Consider the following 16,804-nt stretch of genomic DNA (forward strand, 5'->3'; position numbering starts at 1 on the left):
CATGACCGATATCTTTTCACTGGAACGCGGCAACGCGCCGCTCATCATTTCGATCCCGCACCTGGGCACGCACATTCCTGCTGCGATGCACGGCGAGTACACGGACGTGGCCCTCACCGTCGCCGATACGGACTGGCATCTCGATCGCCTTTACGCATTTGCGAAGGAGCTGGGCGCGACCGTGCTCGGCGCTCGCGTGTCGCGCTATGTGATCGACCTGAACCGCCCGCCGAACGACGAGAGCCTCTATCCCGGCCAGACCACCACGTCGCTGTGTCCGACCGAAACGTTTCGCGGCGAGCCGATCTACCGCGACGGCTGCGTGCCCGACGCGTCGGAGCGTCAGCGTCGCGTGGAGACATTCTGGCGGCCGTATCACGACACGCTCGCTGCCGAACTGAAGCGCCTGCGCGCGGCGCACGCGAATGTGCTGCTGTGGGAGGCGCATTCGATCGCGAGCGTGCTGCCGCGTCTGTTCGACAACAAGCTGCCTGACCTGAACATCGGCACCCAGGACGGCCGCACGGTGAACCCGGCGGTGCAGGCGCGCGCAGAACACGCGGCGGCGGCAAGCGGCTATACGTGGATCGCGAACGGACGCTTCAAGGGTGGTTACATCACGCGCCAATTCGGCGCGCCGCAGGACGGCGTGCATGCGATCCAGCTGGAGATGTGCCAGTCGGTTTACATGAACGAAACGGCGCCGTTCGATTACGTGCCCGCGCTCGCCGAGAAAGTCCAGCCCGTGCTGCGCGAGATGGTGGGCGGGGCGCTTGCGGCCATCGATGACCTGTCTCGTTCGCGGCCGCAGGCTGGCTTGTGAAGACGGCGGCGGTCTGCTGCGAACGATCCCAGACTGGCGAGAGTCCGTTTGCGATGCGTTCCAGCGTCAACGTCAGTCGCGCTCCATCTCGGCTTCCGCCCGCAGACTCTCTGTATCGCGATAAATGGAGGCTACGGCGACGACACGTCCGTCTCGCTTGTAGCGCAGGAAACAGTCGCGTCCTGCAATATCGCCGTCAACTGAAATCTCGTCCCAGCTGTCCGCGTGCCCGAGATAGTTGATCGGGACATCGTAGTGCTGGCTCCAGAAGAATGGCACGGCGTCGAACTTCTCACGTCCGCCAATCAGGTTCAGCGCCGCCGTTTGGCCCTGGCGCTGCGCGACGACCCAGTGCTCTACGCGCATTGCCGTGCCACTGTGCGGGTCGGGCCAGCGAGCGATGTCGCCGGCAGCGAAGACGCCTGGCGCGCTGGTCTGCAGGCAGGCATCGACCACCACGCCGCGGTCGATCGCGAGGCCGGCTTGCTCGGCCAGTGCCAGTCGTGGCCGCACACCGACACCGACCACCACCAGATCGGCCTCCAGGCTGCCACCCGCTTTGAGCGATACCTGCTGCGTATCGATCGCGCTGGCGGTGTTGCCGAGGTGGAAGACGACGCCGTGTTCTTCATGCAAGCGCTGCACGAATTCACCCATCTGTGGCCCCAGCACACGTTCCATCGGCCGCTGCTCCGGCGCCACGACGTGTACCTCGAGTCCACGCGCGCGCAACGATGCCGCCACTTCCAGTCCGACGAAGCTGGCGCCGATGACAACCGCGCGCCGCGAGTTCTCCGCGCGAGCGATGATGGCGCGGCAGTCGGCCAGTGTGCGAAGGGTATGCACATGCGGCAAATCCATACCGGGGACAGGCAAGCGAACCGCTTCGGCTCCCGTGGCTAACAGCAGGCGGTCGTAGGGGACCTTGCTCCCATCCGCGAGCTCCACTTCCTGCGCGGCGATGTGAAGGCGCGAGACGCCGGCGTTGAGCCGCAGGTCGATGCGTTGGTCTGCGTAAAAAGCCTCATCTCGAAGCGGCACCCACTCCTCGGGCGCGCTGCCGGCCAAATAGTCTTTGGAGAGGTTGGGCCGGTCCACCGGCGGGGCCGCGTCGTCGCTCAGCATCGTGAGACTGCCCGCGTAGCCGAGGCGCCGCAGACGCTCAGCCGCAGCAAAACCTGCAGCCCCCGCGCCGACGATCACGATCTTCTGCGGCGCTCCGGCCGGCGAGGTCACGGAACCGGCGGGCGGCGCTTTTTTGTGCAGTACGACAATCTTGTCACCCCGGATCTCCGTAGCCCAGCAGGCGACAGGGCTGAGCGCAGGCGCCCGTAGCGCTTCCCCCGTACGCAGGCTGAAGCACGCGTGATGCCATGGGCACCGTACCGTGTCCCCGACGATCAACCCTTCGGCGAGCGGGCCGTGGTAGTGAGTACAGGCAGCGTCGATAGCGAAGAATTCATCGCCGCGCCGCGCAATCAGCACCGCATCATTACCGACGTGTCCCGACAGCAGGCCAGCTTCGCCGAGCGATTCGATGGGCACGCCTTTTGCCAGATCCGGACCGCTTTCATTCGATGCCTCACCACTCATGTCGACCTCCGCGGGTACGTGACCCAGCTAATGCATCACCACCGGCGTCCTGGGCAGAGGCCGCCGCTTTCAATGGTAGTCCACGTTGATCAGAACACTGTCACGGGCGGCAGCCACAAACAGCACCTGACACCGGGAGATATCTGTCCGCTTTCGGAACCCTTTCGTTCATCGGAAAGCTTCGTGATTCCGGCATTCGGCTGGCATTTGCGGTAAGGCGTGGGCCTCTCGGGAAATCCGTTCGCGGGTCGCGTGAACATGTTGTGGCATGATTTCAAACTCTGCATCTGCCGTTTCGTTCGTTTTCCGCGCAGTGAAACAAGGTGGATCGATGATCGATGACGTCAACCACGGTTTCAGTCGCAGCCGCTCGCACTGGCATTCGCGCAGTGCGTCTCTCCGCCATGCAGCCGGCGATACGCTCACGCGTGCTGCATGGATCACTGTCCTGATCGCCTTGTCCGGCTGCACGGTCGGCCCCGATTACCACACGCCCGCGCCGCCCGCGACCGGCACCTACACGTCCACGCCGCTACCCGATCAAACGGCCTCGGCGCCGGGCGCTTCGGGTGTCCCGCAACAGTTCGTGGCCGGCCTCGACATTCCTGCCCAGTGGTGGACGCTCTATCATTGCGAGCCGCTCGACGCGCTGATCCGCGAAGCGCTCGCCAACAGCCCCAACGTGGCCGCGGCGCAAGCGGCGCTCAGGCAGGCCGGCGAAAATCTTCGTGCGCAAATGGGCACCACGCTGTATCCGTCCGTCGATGCGAAGGCCAATGCGACGCGCGAGAAGTTCAACGGCGTCACGTTCGGCGAGCCGCAGCTCACGGAACTGCTGAACCTCTATAACGCATCGGTGAACGTGTCGTACAACCTCGACGTGTTCGGCGGCGGAAGGCGCGAGCTCGAATCGTTGCGCTCGCAGGTCGATTACCAGGGTTTTCAGTTGAAGGCGGCGTATCTCGCGTTGTCCGCGAACATTGTGACGGCGGCCATCAAGGAAGCCTCGCTGCGGGAGCAGATCGACGCGACCGCGCGCATCGCCGACGACGAAGACGCGCAGCTCCGCATCATGCGCCAGCAGCTCGCGCTGGGCGGCGTGAGCCGCGCAGCGGTGCTCGCGCAGGAAACGCTGGTGGCGCAGACGCGCGCGACATTGCCGCCGTTGCATCAGTCGCTCGACCAGACGCGTCACCAGCTCGCGGTCCTCGCGGGCAAGCCGCCGAGCGATACGGACGTGCCCGAGTTCCGGATGTCGATGTTCACGCTGCCGCAAGCGTTGCCCGTCAGCGTGCCGTCTTCGCTCGTGCGGCAGCGGCCCGATATTCTCGCCGCCGACGCCACGCTGCATCAGGCGAGCGCCCAGGTCGGCGTGGCGACGGCGAACCTGTATCCGCAGCTCACGCTCTCCGCGAGTTACGGCCCCGAGGCGCTGACGCCCGCGGGCCTTCTTAAGTACGCCGACATGATCTGGAGCATCGGCGCAGGCATCACACAGCCGATCTTTCACGGCGGCCAGTTGAGCGCCCAAAAGCGCGCAGCAGAAGCGGCATTCGACGAGGCCAACGCGCAATACCGTCAAACGGTGCTGCTCGCATTCCAGAACGTCGCCGATACGTTACGCGCGCTCGAGCACGATGCAACCGGCCTGAGCGCGCAGACACAGGCATGGCGTGCTGCGAGCGATTCGCTCGACCTGACGCGCGGCCAGTTTCGCATCGGCGGCGTCAGCTATCTGGCGCTGCTCGATGCACAGCGTCAATATCAGCAGACCGTCGTGAATCTCGCGCAGGCGCAGGCCGCGCGCTATGCGGACACGGCGGCACTGTTTCAGGCGCTCGGCGGCGGCTGGTGGAACGACACGGCGACGAGCCAGGCAGCCCAGCCCACTGCGGCGACGCCGAAATGAATCCTTTTGCAATGGCCGCCCCCGCCAGGACATGACGATGACGACGAAAAAGCCGATGGCAAAGCGGATGATCATCATGCTGATCTGCGTGGGCATACTGCTCGCCGCGCTGGTCGGCTTCAATCTGTTCAGGGCGCACATGATCCAGAAGTTCATGGCGGGCAACGCCGCACCGCCCGCCACCGTCACGGCCGCTATCGCGAGCTATCAAACATGGCAGCCGCAGCTTGCCGCAGTGGGCAGCCTGCGCGCGGTGCGCGGGGTCGACGTGACGACCGAAGTGGCCGGGCTCGTGCGCGAGATCGCGTTCAACTCGGGCCAGGAGGTGAAGTCAGGCGAGGTGCTCGTGCGCCTGAACGACGATTCGGACCGCGCGCAGCTCGCGTCGCTGCAGGCAGCGGCGGACCTTGCGCAAACGGTCTACACGCGCGACAAGGCGCAGTTCGACATTCAGGCGATTGCGAAGGCGCAGCTCGACGCCGACGCCGCGGACCTCAAGAGTAAAAGAGCCCAGGTCGATCAACAGGCCGCCCTCGTCGTCAAGAAGACGATCCGCGCACCGTTCGCGGGACGCGTCGGCATCACGACCGTCAACCCCGGCCAGTACCTCAATCCGGGTGACGCCATCGTCACGCTGCAGGCCATCGACCCGATCTACGCCGACTTCTTTCTGCCCCAGCAGCAGCTCGGCCAGCTGCAAGTTGGCCAGACCATCGTCGTCGATACGGATGCGTTCGGCAACCGCACGTTCGACGGCAAGATCCGCTCGATCAATCCGCGTGTGGACAGTACCACGCGCAACGTCCAGATCGAGGCGACCGTCGACAATCACGAGCGCAAGCTGCTGCCCGGCATGTATGCGAACGTGAAGATCGAGGCGGGCGGGGCGCAGCGCTATCTGACCTTGCCGCAAACGGCGATCACCTATAACCCGTATGGCGCGACCGTGTTCGTCGTGAAACCCGGCGAACAAAAGAATGCACAAGGCAAGACCATGCCCGTCGCGCAGCAGGTGTTCGTCACGCCGGGGCCGACGCGCGGCGACCAGGTTGCGATTCTCAAGGGCATCAGCGAAGGCACGCAGGTCGTGACGAGCGGCCAGCTGAAACTGAAGAATGGCACGCCCCTCGTGATCGACAACCGCGTGCTGCCTGCGAACAGCCCGAACCCGACGCCTCAGGAACAATAGAAGAGCGCGCGATGAAATTCACCGACATCTTCATTGAGCGGCCGGTCCTCGCATCGGTGGTGAGCCTGCTGATACTCGTGCTCGGCTTGCGCTCGCTTGCGGCGCTGAAGGTCAGCGAGTATCCGCAAACCGAAAACGGCGTGGTGACGATCACCACCGCGTACTATGGGGCGAGCGCTGACACGATGGCGGGCTTCATCACGCAGCCGCTCGAAGCCGCGATCGCACAGGCACAGGGTATCGACTACATGTCGTCGACGAGCACCACGGGCGTCTCGACGATCACCGCGACGCTGCGGCTCAATTACGACTCCAATCGCGCGCTCACGGAAATCAACACGCAGATTGCATCGGTGCGCAACCAGTTGCCGCCGCAGGCGCAACAGCCCGTGCTGACCGTGCAAGTGGGGCAAACCACCGACGCGATGTACATGGGTTTTTACAGCGACGTGCTGCCGAGCAACAACGTCACGGATTATCTGCTGCGTGTCGTGAAGCCGAAGCTCGATTCGGTCCAGGGCGTGCAGACGGCGGAAGTGCTCGGCGGCCGTCAGTTCGCGCTGCGTGCATGGCTCGATTCGAGCAGGCTCGCCGCGCACAATGTGACGGCCGCCGACGTATTCACGGCGCTCGGCAACAACAACTATCTGGCGACGCTTGGCACGACCAAAGGGCAGATGATCAGCGTCGATCTGAATGCGGGCACCGACCTGCATTCCGTCGAGGACTTCAAGAAACTCGTCGTCACGCAGAAGAACGGCGCGATCGTTCGCCTCGAAGACGTCGCGAACGTGGTGCTCGGCGCGGACAATTACGACTTCAACGTCGCGTTCAGCGGCAAGCGATCGGTGTTCATCGGCATCAAGGTGGCGCCCGATGCGAACGTCCTCGACGTCGCGAAGCGCGTGAAAGCGATCTTTCCGGATCTGCAGAGGCAGTTCCCGACGGGCATGACGGGCGACATCGTCTACGACGCGACCGACTTCATCAACACGGCGATCGCGGAAGTGGTGAAGACGCTCGTCGAGGCGCTGCTGATCGTCACCGTCGTGATCTTCCTCTTCCTTGGGAGTTTGCGCGCGGTGATCGTGCCCGTGATCGCGATGCCGCTCTCGCTGATCGGCACGTTCTTCGTGATGCAGGTGCTCGGCTATTCGATCAATCTGCTGACACTGCTTGCGCTCGTGCTCGCCATCGGCCTCGTCGTCGACGATGCGATCATCGTGGTCGAGAACGTCGACCGGCATATGAAGGAGGAGGGCAGGCGGCCTTTCGAAGCCGCACTGATCGCAGCGCGCGAACTCGGTGGCCCGATTCTCGCGATGACGGTCGTGCTGATCGCCGTGTACGTGCCCATCGGTTTTCAGGGCGGACTCACTGGCGCGCTTTTCACCGAGTTTGCGTTCACACTCGCGGGCGCCGTCACCGTGTCGGGCGTGATCGCGCTGACGCTTTCGCCGATGATGTGCTCGCGCTTTTTCCGCATGGACCAGCAGTCGGGCCGCTTCCCGCGCTTCGTCGACCGGCAGTTCGAACGTGTGCATCACGGCTACCGGCGTCTGTTGCATGCGATGCTCGACACGTGGCCCGTGTTCGTCGTGATGGGCGCGCTGCTCCTGTGCGGCACCGTCTATCTCTTCATGACGTCGCAAACGGAGCTTGCCCCTCAGGAGGACCAGGGCATCGTTCTGTCCCAGGTCCAGGGGCCGCCGAACGCGACGATCCAGCAGATGCAGACCTACGCGGACCAGGTCTTCGACATCTCGAAGCAGTTGCCCGAATACGCGCAGATGTTCCAGCTCACGGGCGTGCCGACGCTGAACCAGGGCATCGGCGGCGTGCTCTTCAAGACGTGGGACAAGCGCAAGAAGGGCGCGACCCAACTACAGCAGGAATTGCAACAGAAGTGGAACGGCATCGCGGGCGCGCGTGTCGCCGCATTCCAGTTTCCGCCGCTGCCGGGCGCACAGGGATTGCCCGTGCAATTCGTCATCAGCACGACGGAGCCGTTCGAGAACCTCAATGAAGTTTCGCAAGCCGTGCTGCAAAAGGCCCGCGCGAGCGGCATGTTCTTTTTCGTCGACAGCGATCTGAAGATCGACAAGCCGGAAAGCGTGTTGCTCGTGGACCGCGACAAAGTCGCTTCGCTAGGCCTGACGCAAAGCGATGTCGGGCAGACGCTGGGCGCGGCGCTCGGCGGCAATTTCGTCAACTACTTTTCGATTGCCGGCCGCTCGTACAAGGTGATTCCGCAGGTGCTGCAAACGGACCGGCTGAACCCGTCGCAAGTGCTCGACTACTACTTGCGCACACCCAATGGCAGCGTGATTCCCGCATCGACGGTCACGCATCTGAAACACAACGTCGTGCCCGAGTCGATCAATCACTTCCAGCAGCTCAATTCGGCCACGATTTCCGGCGTGCTCGCGCCGGGCATCTCGCAGGGCGAAGTGCTCGACTTCCTGCGCAAGGCCACCACCGACGTCGCGCCGGCGGGATATACGGCCGATTATTCGGGTTTGTCGCGCCAGTTCGTGCAGGAGTCTGGCGGCTTCGTGACCACGCTGCTGCTGGCGACGATCATCGTGTTTCTCGCGCTCGCCGCTCAGTTCGAGAGCTTTCGCGATCCGGTCGTGATTCTCGTGTCGGTGCCGATGGCGCTGTTCGGCGCGCTGATCTTCATCAACGTGGGACTCACGACGCTCAACATTTACACGCAGGTGGGGCTCGTCACGCTAATGGGCCTCGTCAGCAAGCACGGCATTCTGATCGTGCAGTTCGCGAACGAACTGCAACGCGCGGGGCGCGCCAAGCGCGAAGCACTCGAAGAAGCGGCGGGCGTGCGCTTGCGGCCGATCCTGATGACGACGGCCGCGATGGTGCTGGGCGTCGTGCCGCTCGTGATCGCATCGGGTGCGGGTGCGGCCGGCCGCAACGCGATGGGACTCGTGATCTTCACGGGGATGTCGATCGGCACGCTGTTCACGCTGTTCGTCGTGCCGGCGATGTATATGTTCCTCGCCGCGGACCATCATCGCGACAGGGAGCATCCGGAGCAGACCTGAGCAACGGAAGCGATTTCAGGACTTTCTGGACGTTTTCGCCACGAAGGGTGTGGGGATGTGCTGAACCTTCTCGCTGCCACACTTCGGGCAAGGCGGATGAGCGGATTCATGTTCAGCAAGATGCTCGGCATGCTCGAACATCTCACCACACTTTTCGCACCTGTACTGGTAAGTCGGCATGGTATTCCTCTAACGAGAATCCGGGCGAGGACCCATTCCAGTGCAGGCAACGGGTCCGCTATTCGGTGTCGGCTTGCGCCGCACAGCTAGTGCTTGCGATGCATCCAGCTCATATGGTGCGTGTCGAGCCACTGGCTCAGGTTCTCGCCCGGGTGTTCGCGCCTGTAGCGACGGGACAGGGCCATGGCAACGACAACGAGAACCACAAGGCCAACCCAGAAACTGATCATTGACTGAGTCATGGCAGCCTCCTTTGGGAATGCAACCATGCATTGAATTCTAGTGCCGAGGCGGCGGAATTCGCCTCGAAAGTTGTCGTAGCGGTCATTTCCGGCCAGAACGCGCAGCAGGGCCGTACCCCACGCGGCTCTCTTGAACGTTGGCGAGTTATGTAGTGCTTGCACAATTCACCGGGCAGGGCAAAGGCCACATTGCGGCAAGCCAACACGTTCGGCAGCGCCATCACACCTGACTCGACCGCGCGCATTCGCGTGACGATCGATGAGATCGTCTTTGCGTTCGGTGGATAGCGGCAATCGGCGCCAGCCATTCTGGCGTATGTCTGTCGGCCCGGGCAGGACGCTAGTGACGAATGCCCGTGCCGGCAACGGCTTCGGCCAGCCCGCGCGAGACCGCAAGCTGCGCCGTTTTCGTCATCCCGTAATGGATCATTCAGTGGGGATCTCGGGTCTTGATCGCGGGATGCCGCCGGGAGGTTCAGGTGCGCGTAATCGAGGCGCCGCCATCGACGAGCGATGCGGTGCCGGTTACGAACGACGAATCGTCCGACGCGAGGTAGAGGACCGAACGTGCGAGTTCTTCCGGCTTCGCGACGCGCTTGAGCGCATGCAGTCCGGTCACGAACGCCTGCGATTCGTCGGTGTCGTTCATGCCGCGATACATGTCCGTGTCCACGGCACCCGGCAACACCGCGTTGACGCGCACGCCTTGCGCGCCATACTCTGCCGCGAGCGCCTGGGTGAGGCCGATCAGCCCGGCCTTGCTCGCCGCGTACGCTGCGGTGCCCGGAAACGCGAACGAATAGCCGACGAACGTCGACGTGAAGATGATCGATCCGCCGCCGCGCTTCAGCATTTCGGGAATCTGGTGCTTCGCACCGAGGAAGGCACTGGTCAGATTGGTTGCCAGCGCAGCATGCCAGCCAGCCTCCGAAATGCCGGTGCTCGGGCCCATTTCGCCCAGCGTGCCGGCGTTGTTGTAGGCAATGTCCAACCGGCCGAAGCGGTCCACTGCGAGCGCGACCAGCGCCTTCGCGAAGTCCTCCGACTGAACGTCGCCGGCCAGATGCACGGCTTCGCCGCCTTCGCCGGCGATCTCCGCAGCGAGCGTTTCGAGTTCCGCCGCGCGCCGCGCCGCAAGGACCACCTTGGCGCCTTCCTTCGCGAACAGCTTCGCCGTTGCACGGCCAATCCCTGAACTGGCGCCGGTCACGATGGCGACTTTTCCTGTCAAGCGTTGCATTTTCAATCTCCTGAAGTCCTGCGTTGGCCAGTGCCCTGTGCCCCGGCCTGTGAGCGAAATATAGGCTTCAGTTCTACTTGCAGAAAGGCATAAAACATGGTCCTATCATTCAGCTTTAATGAATGTTCGGAGACGGTTATGGACCGTTTGCGCGCCTTTGAGGTTTTCGTGACGGTGGTGAGTCGCGGCGGCTTCGCGCGCGCAGCCGATGCGCTCGACACTTCGCCCGCCAACGTCACCCGCTACGTGAATGAACTGGAAGCGCATCTGGGCACTCGCCTGCTCAATCGCACGTCGCGTACGCTGTCCCTGACCGAGGGCGGCGAGATGCTCTACGCCCGCTGCAAGTCCATTCTCGACGATGTCGCGGAGACGGAAGGGCTTGTTTCATCGGGGTCGGTCGAACCGCGTGGAAGGCTGCGCATCAATGCGCCCGTCAGCTTTGGGATTTTGTATCTGGCACCGCTGTGGCCCGGGTTCATGCGCAAATATCCCGGTATCGAGCTTGACGTCGCGCTGATCGACCGCGTCGTCGATATCGTCGATGAAGGCTACGATCTCGCGATTCGCATCTCACGCGCCGGCTCCACGAGCCACGCAGCCCGCAAGCTGGCGACGTCGCAAAACATCCTGTGTGCGTCGCCGGCGTATCTGGCCCGGTTCGGACAACCGGCCATACCCGCGGACCTGATGCAGCATCGCTGCGTCGGGTACACCTATGCGGCCACCGGCGATGAGTGGCAACTCATCGACCGTAGCGGCAAGACCCACGCTGCGAGGGTCGACTGCCATATGCATACCAACAACGGCGACACGGCACGCGCGGCAGCGCTCGCCGGGCAAGGTGTGATCTGGCAACCGACGTTCCTGATCGGCAGCGATCTGCGTGCCGGCAACCTCGTTCGCGTGTTGCCGGAGTATCGCCTGCCTGAGATCGACGTACTCGCTATGTATCCGAGTCGTCGACATCTGAGCGCCAGAGTGCGCGTCATGATCGATTTCCTGGTCGAAGCATTCAGCGGCGTGCCGCCATGGGATCGGGGCGGCTGAACTTGTGCAGTGGTCGCACCAGGCTTGCAGGCAGAAGTGGTCATCCGAACGACAGTGCCACACATTACCGGTGCCGGCCAACAAGCGTCGTCTGCTAAAAATCTGTCGCGCATCTGCCGATTTGATCGCCCTGCGCCTATAGTTCATGAAGCCTGTCTGAATGGGCATTCGTGCGCCAGACCGCGTGGTCATCGGATTCCGGTGTAGTTGCTACGGGGAGCGCTTCAACGCGACAGTTCCGACGCGCGCATCCAACATCCCTGTCTACACTCATTGGAGTGCGAATCATGACCTATGATCCCGCCGACACTGCGGTAGTGTTCACCGATCCACAGATCGACGTACTCAGTCCACACGGGAAGAATTGGGGCGTTCTTGGTGCAAGCGTGACGGAAAACAGGACCGTAGAAAACATGCTGGCAATCTTCAAGGCAGCGAAAGCCGGGAAGTTCCGCGTCTTCATCTCCCCCCACTATTTCTACCCAACTGACTCTCGATGGCAATTCAATGGCCCGCTTGAGACGGCTGAGTTCGAAACGGGAACGTTCGCACGAACGGGAGCGCTGAACCTGAGCGGGTTCGAGAGATCGGGGGCCGACTGGCTGGAGGAATTCAAGCCGTTCATCGACGATGGTGAAACGATTGTTGTGAGCCCACACAAGGTCTTCGGTCCACAGACCAACGACCTTGCGCTACAACTTCGCAAGCGCAATGTGCAGAAAGTCGTGCTGGGCGGCATGCTAGCCAATATGTGTGTCGAAGCACATCTGCGCGATCTGATCGAGCATGGTTTCGAAGTGATCGTCGTCGCTGACGCGACGGCGGGGCCGCGCCATCCAGTGTGGGGTGACGGCTATAAGGCCGCACTCGTCAACTACGCGTTTCTCGCACATGCTGTCGTCACGACGCAGGACGTCGTGCAAGCCATGGCGCAAAGATAGTTGCAGTGGCGGCCGATGCAGGCCTCCATCGAGCACGGCACACGACGCGCTTGGCGCCGGTATCGGTGGCGGACCGTGGTTGGGCGTTTGAATTTGCCGGACTGCCTGGGAGTCGGTAATGAGCGGAATACCTTTCCCAACCAAGGTGGCTCTGATGCTCATAAATCGAGTGGCGTGCCAACCAGACGCTACAGCCTGTGTTGACCGTGGCTCCTGGCCCTGTCAGCCGTCATCTCGATGCAAAGGGCTACGAAGTCACCACTGGCATCGGTCCAGATCTGATGGAAGGCGCCCGGGCTGCCGTCTCCGGAATGATCGACATTCTGGCGCGACAACATCACATCAGCGCAATCGATGCTTACCTGTTGTGCAGCGTTTGCGCCGACCTGCGCATCAGCGAGATCGTCGACCGGCCCAACTGGGTTGTTTCCCTCTACTTCCCGCGAATCGTATTCGAGTGAGTTCTCAAAAGCGGTTCTCCGTCTCCTGGCAAGCCAGCGGATCCGTATGTGCGGCTTCGCACACTACGCTCACCCGGTTGGAGCCGCGACCTATCGGGTTTACCTATCCTCGATGGTATCTCGTGGCTTCGCCCGACGGCATGGACGATGCGAAGAATCCATCCCGGCCAGTGGGCGACGAACCGTCGCGATGTCGAGGCGTCCGCCACGAAGAGCGGGCGTGCCACGAGTCGGCATCGCCATCGTGGAGGGGACATTCGCCATGAAATTTATTGTTCAATGGAAAGGTGAGCCGGCAATGCAGCAGGCTGCAATTGAGCGTTTCATAAAAACAGGCGGTCAGCCGCCTGACAACGTCACGATGCTGGGCCGCTGGCATGCAGCCGGCGAGTTCAGGGGCGTTGCAATTGTTGAAGCGACGGACGCCAGCGCAGTCGCGGCAATGACAGTCCAGTGGGGGGATGTCTTCACCTTCACAACGGCGCCTGCACTAACCGACGAGGAACTCGGTGCTGTTCTGGCATCTCAGCAACGGTCGGCAAACTGAGATCCACAAGCGTTGGATGGCCGGGCCTGGAGCGCGTCGGGAGGGCGCGCTCGGAGCATATCCACGTGAAGCCTTTGTAAGCACCCTGACGTCCGGCGTCAATGCGGTTGAGCAGGGGGCATCAGAGCAGTGACAAAACATTACCAAGTCCAGGCCTACGTCAGGATGCACCCGGCGCAGGACTGCTCCGGCATGACGCGCAAGCCCGCCGTGTCGTGGTTCTTGTTCGCCCCAACGGGATCCCAATCCTCGAAACCTGGTACCTGCGGATTTGTAAACACAGCAGGGCGCCAGGCGGGTAGGATGCGCAGTTGAGTACTGCATGCCAGTTCACGAGCCATCTCCAGATTTCGGAAGACGGACGACCTCCACGGTTTTGTGACTTCCAGACAGGGCTACAGGGCGGACCATGGACACGATGTATTCGATTTCTGGCGGTCTCCGATTCTCTCTCGTCCTCATCAAGCCGACCCATTACGACGACGACGGCTACCCGATCCAGTGGCTCCGCTCGGTCATGCCTTCCAATACACTCGCCTGCATGTATGCGCTCGCTGATGACGCGCGCAAGCGAAACCTGCTGGGCCCTGGCGTCCATTTCGAGATCGAAACATACGATGAAACCAACCAGCGGGTGTGGCCAGAGCGCATCATTCGTGACCTGAAGGCAAAGGGCGGGCGATCGATGATTGGTCTGGTGGGTGTCCAGTCGAACCAGTACCCGCGCGCACTCGACCTCGCCCGCCAGTTCCGTGCCGCGGGCTTGCCGGTTGCGATCGGTGGCTTCCACGTTTCTGGCTGCATCTCGATGCTGCCTGAGATGCCCGCTGAACTTACGGAAGCGCAAGCAATGGGGGTGGCGCTCTTCGCTGGGGAGGCCGAGGAGCGGCGTCTTGATGAGGTCCTTCTCGACGCGTGGAATGGTGCAATGAAGCCCCTGTACAATTTCATGGACACGCTACCCTCGCTCGAAGCGGCTCCCCAGCCCTTCTTGCCGCGCAAGCATATCGAACGCACAGCAGGTACCTATACCTCGGTTGACCTCGGTCGCGGCTGCCCGTATCAGTGCTCGTTTTGCACCATCATCAACGTGCAGGGGCACAAGAGTCGCTTTCGCACCCCCGACGATCTCGAAAAGATCATCCGCGAGAACGCAAAGCAGGGCATCGACCGGTTCTTCGTCACGGACGACAATTTCGCCCGCAACCACGACTGGGAAATCCTTCTCGACCGCGTCATCGAACTTCGGGACAAGGAAGGCATTCACTGCGGCTTCACGATCCAGGTCGACACGCTCTGTCACAAGATTCCGAACTTCATCGAGAAGGCAACGCGCGCGGGTGTGCGTCGCGTGTTCATCGGGCTTGAGAATATCAATCCCGAGAATCTGATCGCGGCCAGGAAGCGGCAGAACAAGATCACCGAATACCGCGCCATGCTGCAGAAGTGGCGCGCCCACGGCGCGATTACCTACGCTGGCTATATCATCGGATTCCCGGCCGACACGAAAGAATCGATCCTGCGCGACATCGAGATCATCAAGCGTGAATTGCCAATCGACATTCTGGAATTCTTCATGCTCACCCCGCTTCCGGGCTCCGAGGATCATCAGACGATGGTGAGGAACGCTGAATGGATGGACCCGGACATCAACAAATACGACACCAACCACCGGGTCACGCACCACCCGAAAATGCCGGACGCTGAATGGGAAGAAGCGTATCGGTGCGCCTGGAGCGCGTTTTACTCGTACGAGCACATCCGCACGATCGTCAAGCGGGCAGCGCAGATTCCGAATGGCCGACCGAAGACGATCATGCGCACAATCGCCTGGTTCAGGCTGATGATCGAGCACGAGGGTGTGCATCCGCTCGAAGGGGGAGCCCTGCGAATGAAACACCGCCGTGACCGCCGTCTGGGGTTGCCGGTCGAATCGCGGCTTCGCTTTTATCCGCGCTACTGGAGTGAGACCGCTGCCAAGTTGACAAGATATCTGCGCTTCTACCTCAGGACAGAAGCGATCCTCAGGGACGTCATGAAGGCACCGGAACGCTATGCCTACACGGATATTGCCATCACGCCGCTGCAGGAAGAGGAGTTCGAGCAGCTCGGACTCTTTCACGCCACGAGCGGCGGCGAGGCAGCGTTGGCTGTCCACCACCGGCGTATTGCCATCCGGTCATCGGGCCCGTCTGCAGCTTGATGAGAAACTACCTGGTTTCTGATCTGGCGGGCTGCTGAAACAGCTCCCGCCGTCGTCATTGGAGCGCGCAGCGGATGGCTTCACCGAGGCGACGGCATCAATACGATGCGAAGCCTAACCGACGCGGCGAGTGCCCTCGCTGCAATCCGTAAATTTCAGTTAATCGATACGTAAACGTGGCGTCCTGGACTGCCGTAACAACTTAGGATGACCAATAATCAGCCTGTCCGATGCATGCTCAACGGTCAGGTCATCGCCGGACTACTCAGGTCTCTTCTCCCCATCGTTATTAATGCAGTGAATGGCGGTTACGCCGAGGGGGTCTGCCGTGAACGTCCAGGCCACGCACCGGCGGGTTGTTGCAGCCCCGCGTTCTTTTTACTCATTTCCCGATTAAAATTGCGGCGCAAATAATGGCAGCCGCGCTGTGCTTCACTGCGGGTTGTGCTTTCGCTGCCTGCGAAAAAGAGGCGGCGGCAATGTGTGCGCAAGGTGATCCGCAGTGCCTCGATGGCGCAGCGAAATCGGTTGAGCAAGCAGTCAACGATTGCAAAACGCCGGAAGGGCGAATTCAAAGCGCCTCCTTGTGGCAGGCAACGCCAAGCTTCTTCGACAACGCACCGCACGAGCACGAGTTCTGGCGATGCGTGGCCCAGCAATGCGACACGCCCCAGTCACCCGGGAAATAAAGTCGAGTCTGCATTTTTGGTTGCTTTGGCGAAGTCCCTCGTGGGTGTTCGAGTGCTGCCTCGGTGGGCAGACGAGTGTCCATGGGTATAGCCGCCCCTGACGGCAGGTCGGCGCTGGTGCACGCCCAAGAATAGGATGAGGGCGCGGGGTATGTTTGGTTCTATCAGCGTGCTCCCCCATCCGTAGTGGGTGGCGGAAAAGCCGAACTGCTGCTGCAGCACAAATGGACTCGAACTGGCAGACCTGGCTCCTGCGAAGCGTCGGCTCGCGCAGGTTGCGGGCTGTCGCAGTTCGTCGCGCGTATATCACGGCCACCATATAAAGTGGTAGAGGAGCGGGCTTCCGACCTCCCATCTTTCGAATCGATTTTCGTTTCTTCGGCGTGGGTCTGGGGAAATGCGTGTTACGTAAAGCAATGTAGCGGCCCCAAAAATAATATTTCAGATTCTCTTGACGAGCGGATCTTGGAGCTGCATAATTCGCCTCCCTTCTGATGCGGGGCGCAAAAAAGCGGCGAATAAAAACGCTGTTTTGAGTGAAGCGATCTTTAAAAATTTACAGCCGATAAGTGTGGGCGCTTGATGCGGTGGCGACCTGACGTCGTTCTTCGGAGCGAAATCAGGAGCAGCAAAAGTATCAAGAGTCTCACACTAAAGTAAGTCAGGTTTTTG

Annotated in this window: 14 protein-coding genes and 1 pseudogene; 10 read left to right on the plus strand and 5 right to left on the minus strand. The window is 61.8% G+C overall.

The window, feature by feature from the left end:
- Window position 1 precedes the first annotated feature (1 nt).
- Entirely contained in the window at window positions 2-823 is an 822-nt protein-coding gene (gene hutG / locus AB4Y40_RS32040; protein ID WP_368691286.1) for an N-formylglutamate deformylase, read from the plus strand.
- Window positions 824-895: 72 nt separating this feature from the next.
- Here the strand turns inward: hutG and AB4Y40_RS32045 are convergent, their stop codons facing one another.
- Window positions 896-2,416, minus strand: coding sequence for an FAD-dependent oxidoreductase (locus AB4Y40_RS32045; RefSeq protein WP_368691287.1), 1,521 nt, complete (start codon window positions 2,414-2,416; stop codon window positions 896-898).
- 331 nt (window positions 2,417-2,747) lie between these two features.
- Between AB4Y40_RS32045 and AB4Y40_RS32050 the strand changes: the two genes are divergently transcribed.
- From AB4Y40_RS32050 to AB4Y40_RS32060, 3 genes are read left to right on the plus strand one after another with little or no spacing between them, the layout of a single operon-like run.
- Window positions 2,748-4,325: an efflux transporter outer membrane subunit gene (locus AB4Y40_RS32050; protein WP_368691288.1), complete on the plus strand. Its 1,578-nt coding sequence runs from the start codon at window positions 2,748-2,750 to the stop codon at window positions 4,323-4,325.
- Window positions 4,326-4,362: 37 nt separating this feature from the next.
- Window positions 4,363-5,514 (plus strand): efflux RND transporter periplasmic adaptor subunit, encoded by a 1,152-nt coding sequence (locus tag AB4Y40_RS32055; RefSeq protein WP_368691289.1) that lies wholly within the window; start codon window positions 4,363-4,365, stop codon window positions 5,512-5,514.
- Between the two features lie 11 nt (window positions 5,515-5,525).
- Window positions 5,526-8,579 carry an efflux RND transporter permease subunit gene (locus tag AB4Y40_RS32060; protein ID WP_368691290.1) on the plus strand — a complete coding sequence of 1,018 codons (3,054 nt, stop codon included), beginning with the start codon at window positions 5,526-5,528 and terminating at the stop codon, window positions 8,577-8,579.
- Between the two features lie 15 nt (window positions 8,580-8,594).
- On the opposite strand, the gene AB4Y40_RS32065 is transcribed toward AB4Y40_RS32060, so the two are convergent.
- The 4 genes and pseudogenes from AB4Y40_RS32065 to AB4Y40_RS32080 all read right to left on the minus strand — a co-directional run bounded on the left by AB4Y40_RS32065 (window position 8,595) and on the right by AB4Y40_RS32080 (window position 10,241).
- Window positions 8,595-8,759 (minus strand): zinc ribbon domain-containing protein, encoded by a 165-nt coding sequence (locus AB4Y40_RS32065; RefSeq protein ID WP_028208948.1) that lies wholly within the window; start codon window positions 8,757-8,759, stop codon window positions 8,595-8,597.
- Between the two features lie 86 nt (window positions 8,760-8,845).
- A complete protein-coding gene (locus AB4Y40_RS32070) occupies window positions 8,846-9,001 on the minus strand; it encodes a hypothetical protein (RefSeq protein WP_342925275.1) in 156 nt (51 codons plus the stop codon).
- Window positions 9,002-9,322: 321 nt separating this feature from the next.
- A pseudogene (locus AB4Y40_RS32075) lies at window positions 9,323-9,431 on the minus strand (oxidoreductase); the annotation flags it as partial.
- A gap of 45 nt (window positions 9,432-9,476) precedes the next feature.
- A complete protein-coding gene (locus tag AB4Y40_RS32080; protein ID WP_368691291.1) occupies window positions 9,477-10,241 on the minus strand; it encodes an SDR family oxidoreductase in 765 nt (254 codons plus the stop codon).
- A 138-nt stretch (window positions 10,242-10,379) separates the two neighbouring features.
- Here AB4Y40_RS32080 and AB4Y40_RS32085 point away from each other — a divergent pair, with 138 nt between their 5' ends.
- The 6 genes from AB4Y40_RS32085 to AB4Y40_RS32110 all read left to right on the plus strand — a co-directional run bounded on the left by AB4Y40_RS32085 (window position 10,380) and on the right by AB4Y40_RS32110 (window position 16,132).
- Window positions 10,380-11,291, plus strand: coding sequence for a LysR family transcriptional regulator (locus AB4Y40_RS32085; protein WP_368691292.1), 912 nt, complete (start codon window positions 10,380-10,382; stop codon window positions 11,289-11,291).
- Window positions 11,292-11,578: 287 nt separating this feature from the next.
- Window positions 11,579-12,232 carry a cysteine hydrolase gene (locus AB4Y40_RS32090; RefSeq protein WP_368691293.1) on the plus strand — a complete coding sequence of 218 codons (654 nt, stop codon included), beginning with the start codon at window positions 11,579-11,581 and terminating at the stop codon, window positions 12,230-12,232.
- 197 nt (window positions 12,233-12,429) lie between these two features.
- Entirely contained in the window at window positions 12,430-12,693 is a 264-nt protein-coding gene (locus tag AB4Y40_RS32095; RefSeq protein ID WP_368691294.1) for an acetamidase/formamidase family protein, read from the plus strand.
- A gap of 262 nt (window positions 12,694-12,955) precedes the next feature.
- Window positions 12,956-13,240, plus strand: coding sequence for a DUF3303 family protein (locus AB4Y40_RS32100; RefSeq protein ID WP_342925270.1), 285 nt, complete (start codon window positions 12,956-12,958; stop codon window positions 13,238-13,240).
- Between the two features lie 409 nt (window positions 13,241-13,649).
- Complete coding sequence (locus AB4Y40_RS32105; protein ID WP_368691295.1) at window positions 13,650-15,443, plus strand: radical SAM protein; 1,794 nt, start codon at window positions 13,650-13,652, stop codon at window positions 15,441-15,443.
- A 413-nt stretch (window positions 15,444-15,856) separates the two neighbouring features.
- Window positions 15,857-16,132 (plus strand): hypothetical protein, encoded by a 276-nt coding sequence (locus tag AB4Y40_RS32110; protein ID WP_368691296.1) that lies wholly within the window; start codon window positions 15,857-15,859, stop codon window positions 16,130-16,132.
- Window positions 16,133-16,804 lie beyond the last annotated feature (672 nt).

This window comes from Paraburkholderia sp. EG287B, from assembly GCF_040965595.1.
Taxonomy (GTDB): domain Bacteria; phylum Pseudomonadota; class Gammaproteobacteria; order Burkholderiales; family Burkholderiaceae; genus Paraburkholderia.

Coding starts and splice junctions, on each gene's coding strand:
- hutG (WP_368691286.1), top strand. CDS start 2: ATGACCGATATCTTTTCACTGGAACGCGGCAACGCGCCGCTCATCATT.
- AB4Y40_RS32045 (WP_368691287.1), bottom strand. CDS start 2,416: ATGAGTGGTGAGGCATCGAATGAAAGCGGTCCGGATCTGGCAAAAGGC.
- AB4Y40_RS32050 (WP_368691288.1), top strand. CDS start 2,748: ATGATCGATGACGTCAACCACGGTTTCAGTCGCAGCCGCTCGCACTGG.
- AB4Y40_RS32055 (WP_368691289.1), top strand. CDS start 4,363: ATGACGACGAAAAAGCCGATGGCAAAGCGGATGATCATCATGCTGATC.
- AB4Y40_RS32060 (WP_368691290.1), top strand. CDS start 5,526: ATGAAATTCACCGACATCTTCATTGAGCGGCCGGTCCTCGCATCGGTG.
- AB4Y40_RS32065 (WP_028208948.1), bottom strand. CDS start 8,759: ATGCCGACTTACCAGTACAGGTGCGAAAAGTGTGGTGAGATGTTCGAG.
- AB4Y40_RS32070 (WP_342925275.1), bottom strand. CDS start 9,001: ATGACTCAGTCAATGATCAGTTTCTGGGTTGGCCTTGTGGTTCTCGTT.
- AB4Y40_RS32080 (WP_368691291.1), bottom strand. CDS start 10,241: ATGCAACGCTTGACAGGAAAAGTCGCCATCGTGACCGGCGCCAGTTCA.
- AB4Y40_RS32085 (WP_368691292.1), top strand. CDS start 10,380: ATGGACCGTTTGCGCGCCTTTGAGGTTTTCGTGACGGTGGTGAGTCGC.
- AB4Y40_RS32090 (WP_368691293.1), top strand. CDS start 11,579: ATGACCTATGATCCCGCCGACACTGCGGTAGTGTTCACCGATCCACAG.
- AB4Y40_RS32100 (WP_342925270.1), top strand. CDS start 12,956: ATGAAATTTATTGTTCAATGGAAAGGTGAGCCGGCAATGCAGCAGGCT.
- AB4Y40_RS32105 (WP_368691295.1), top strand. CDS start 13,650: ATGGACACGATGTATTCGATTTCTGGCGGTCTCCGATTCTCTCTCGTC.
- AB4Y40_RS32110 (WP_368691296.1), top strand. CDS start 15,857: ATGGCAGCCGCGCTGTGCTTCACTGCGGGTTGTGCTTTCGCTGCCTGC.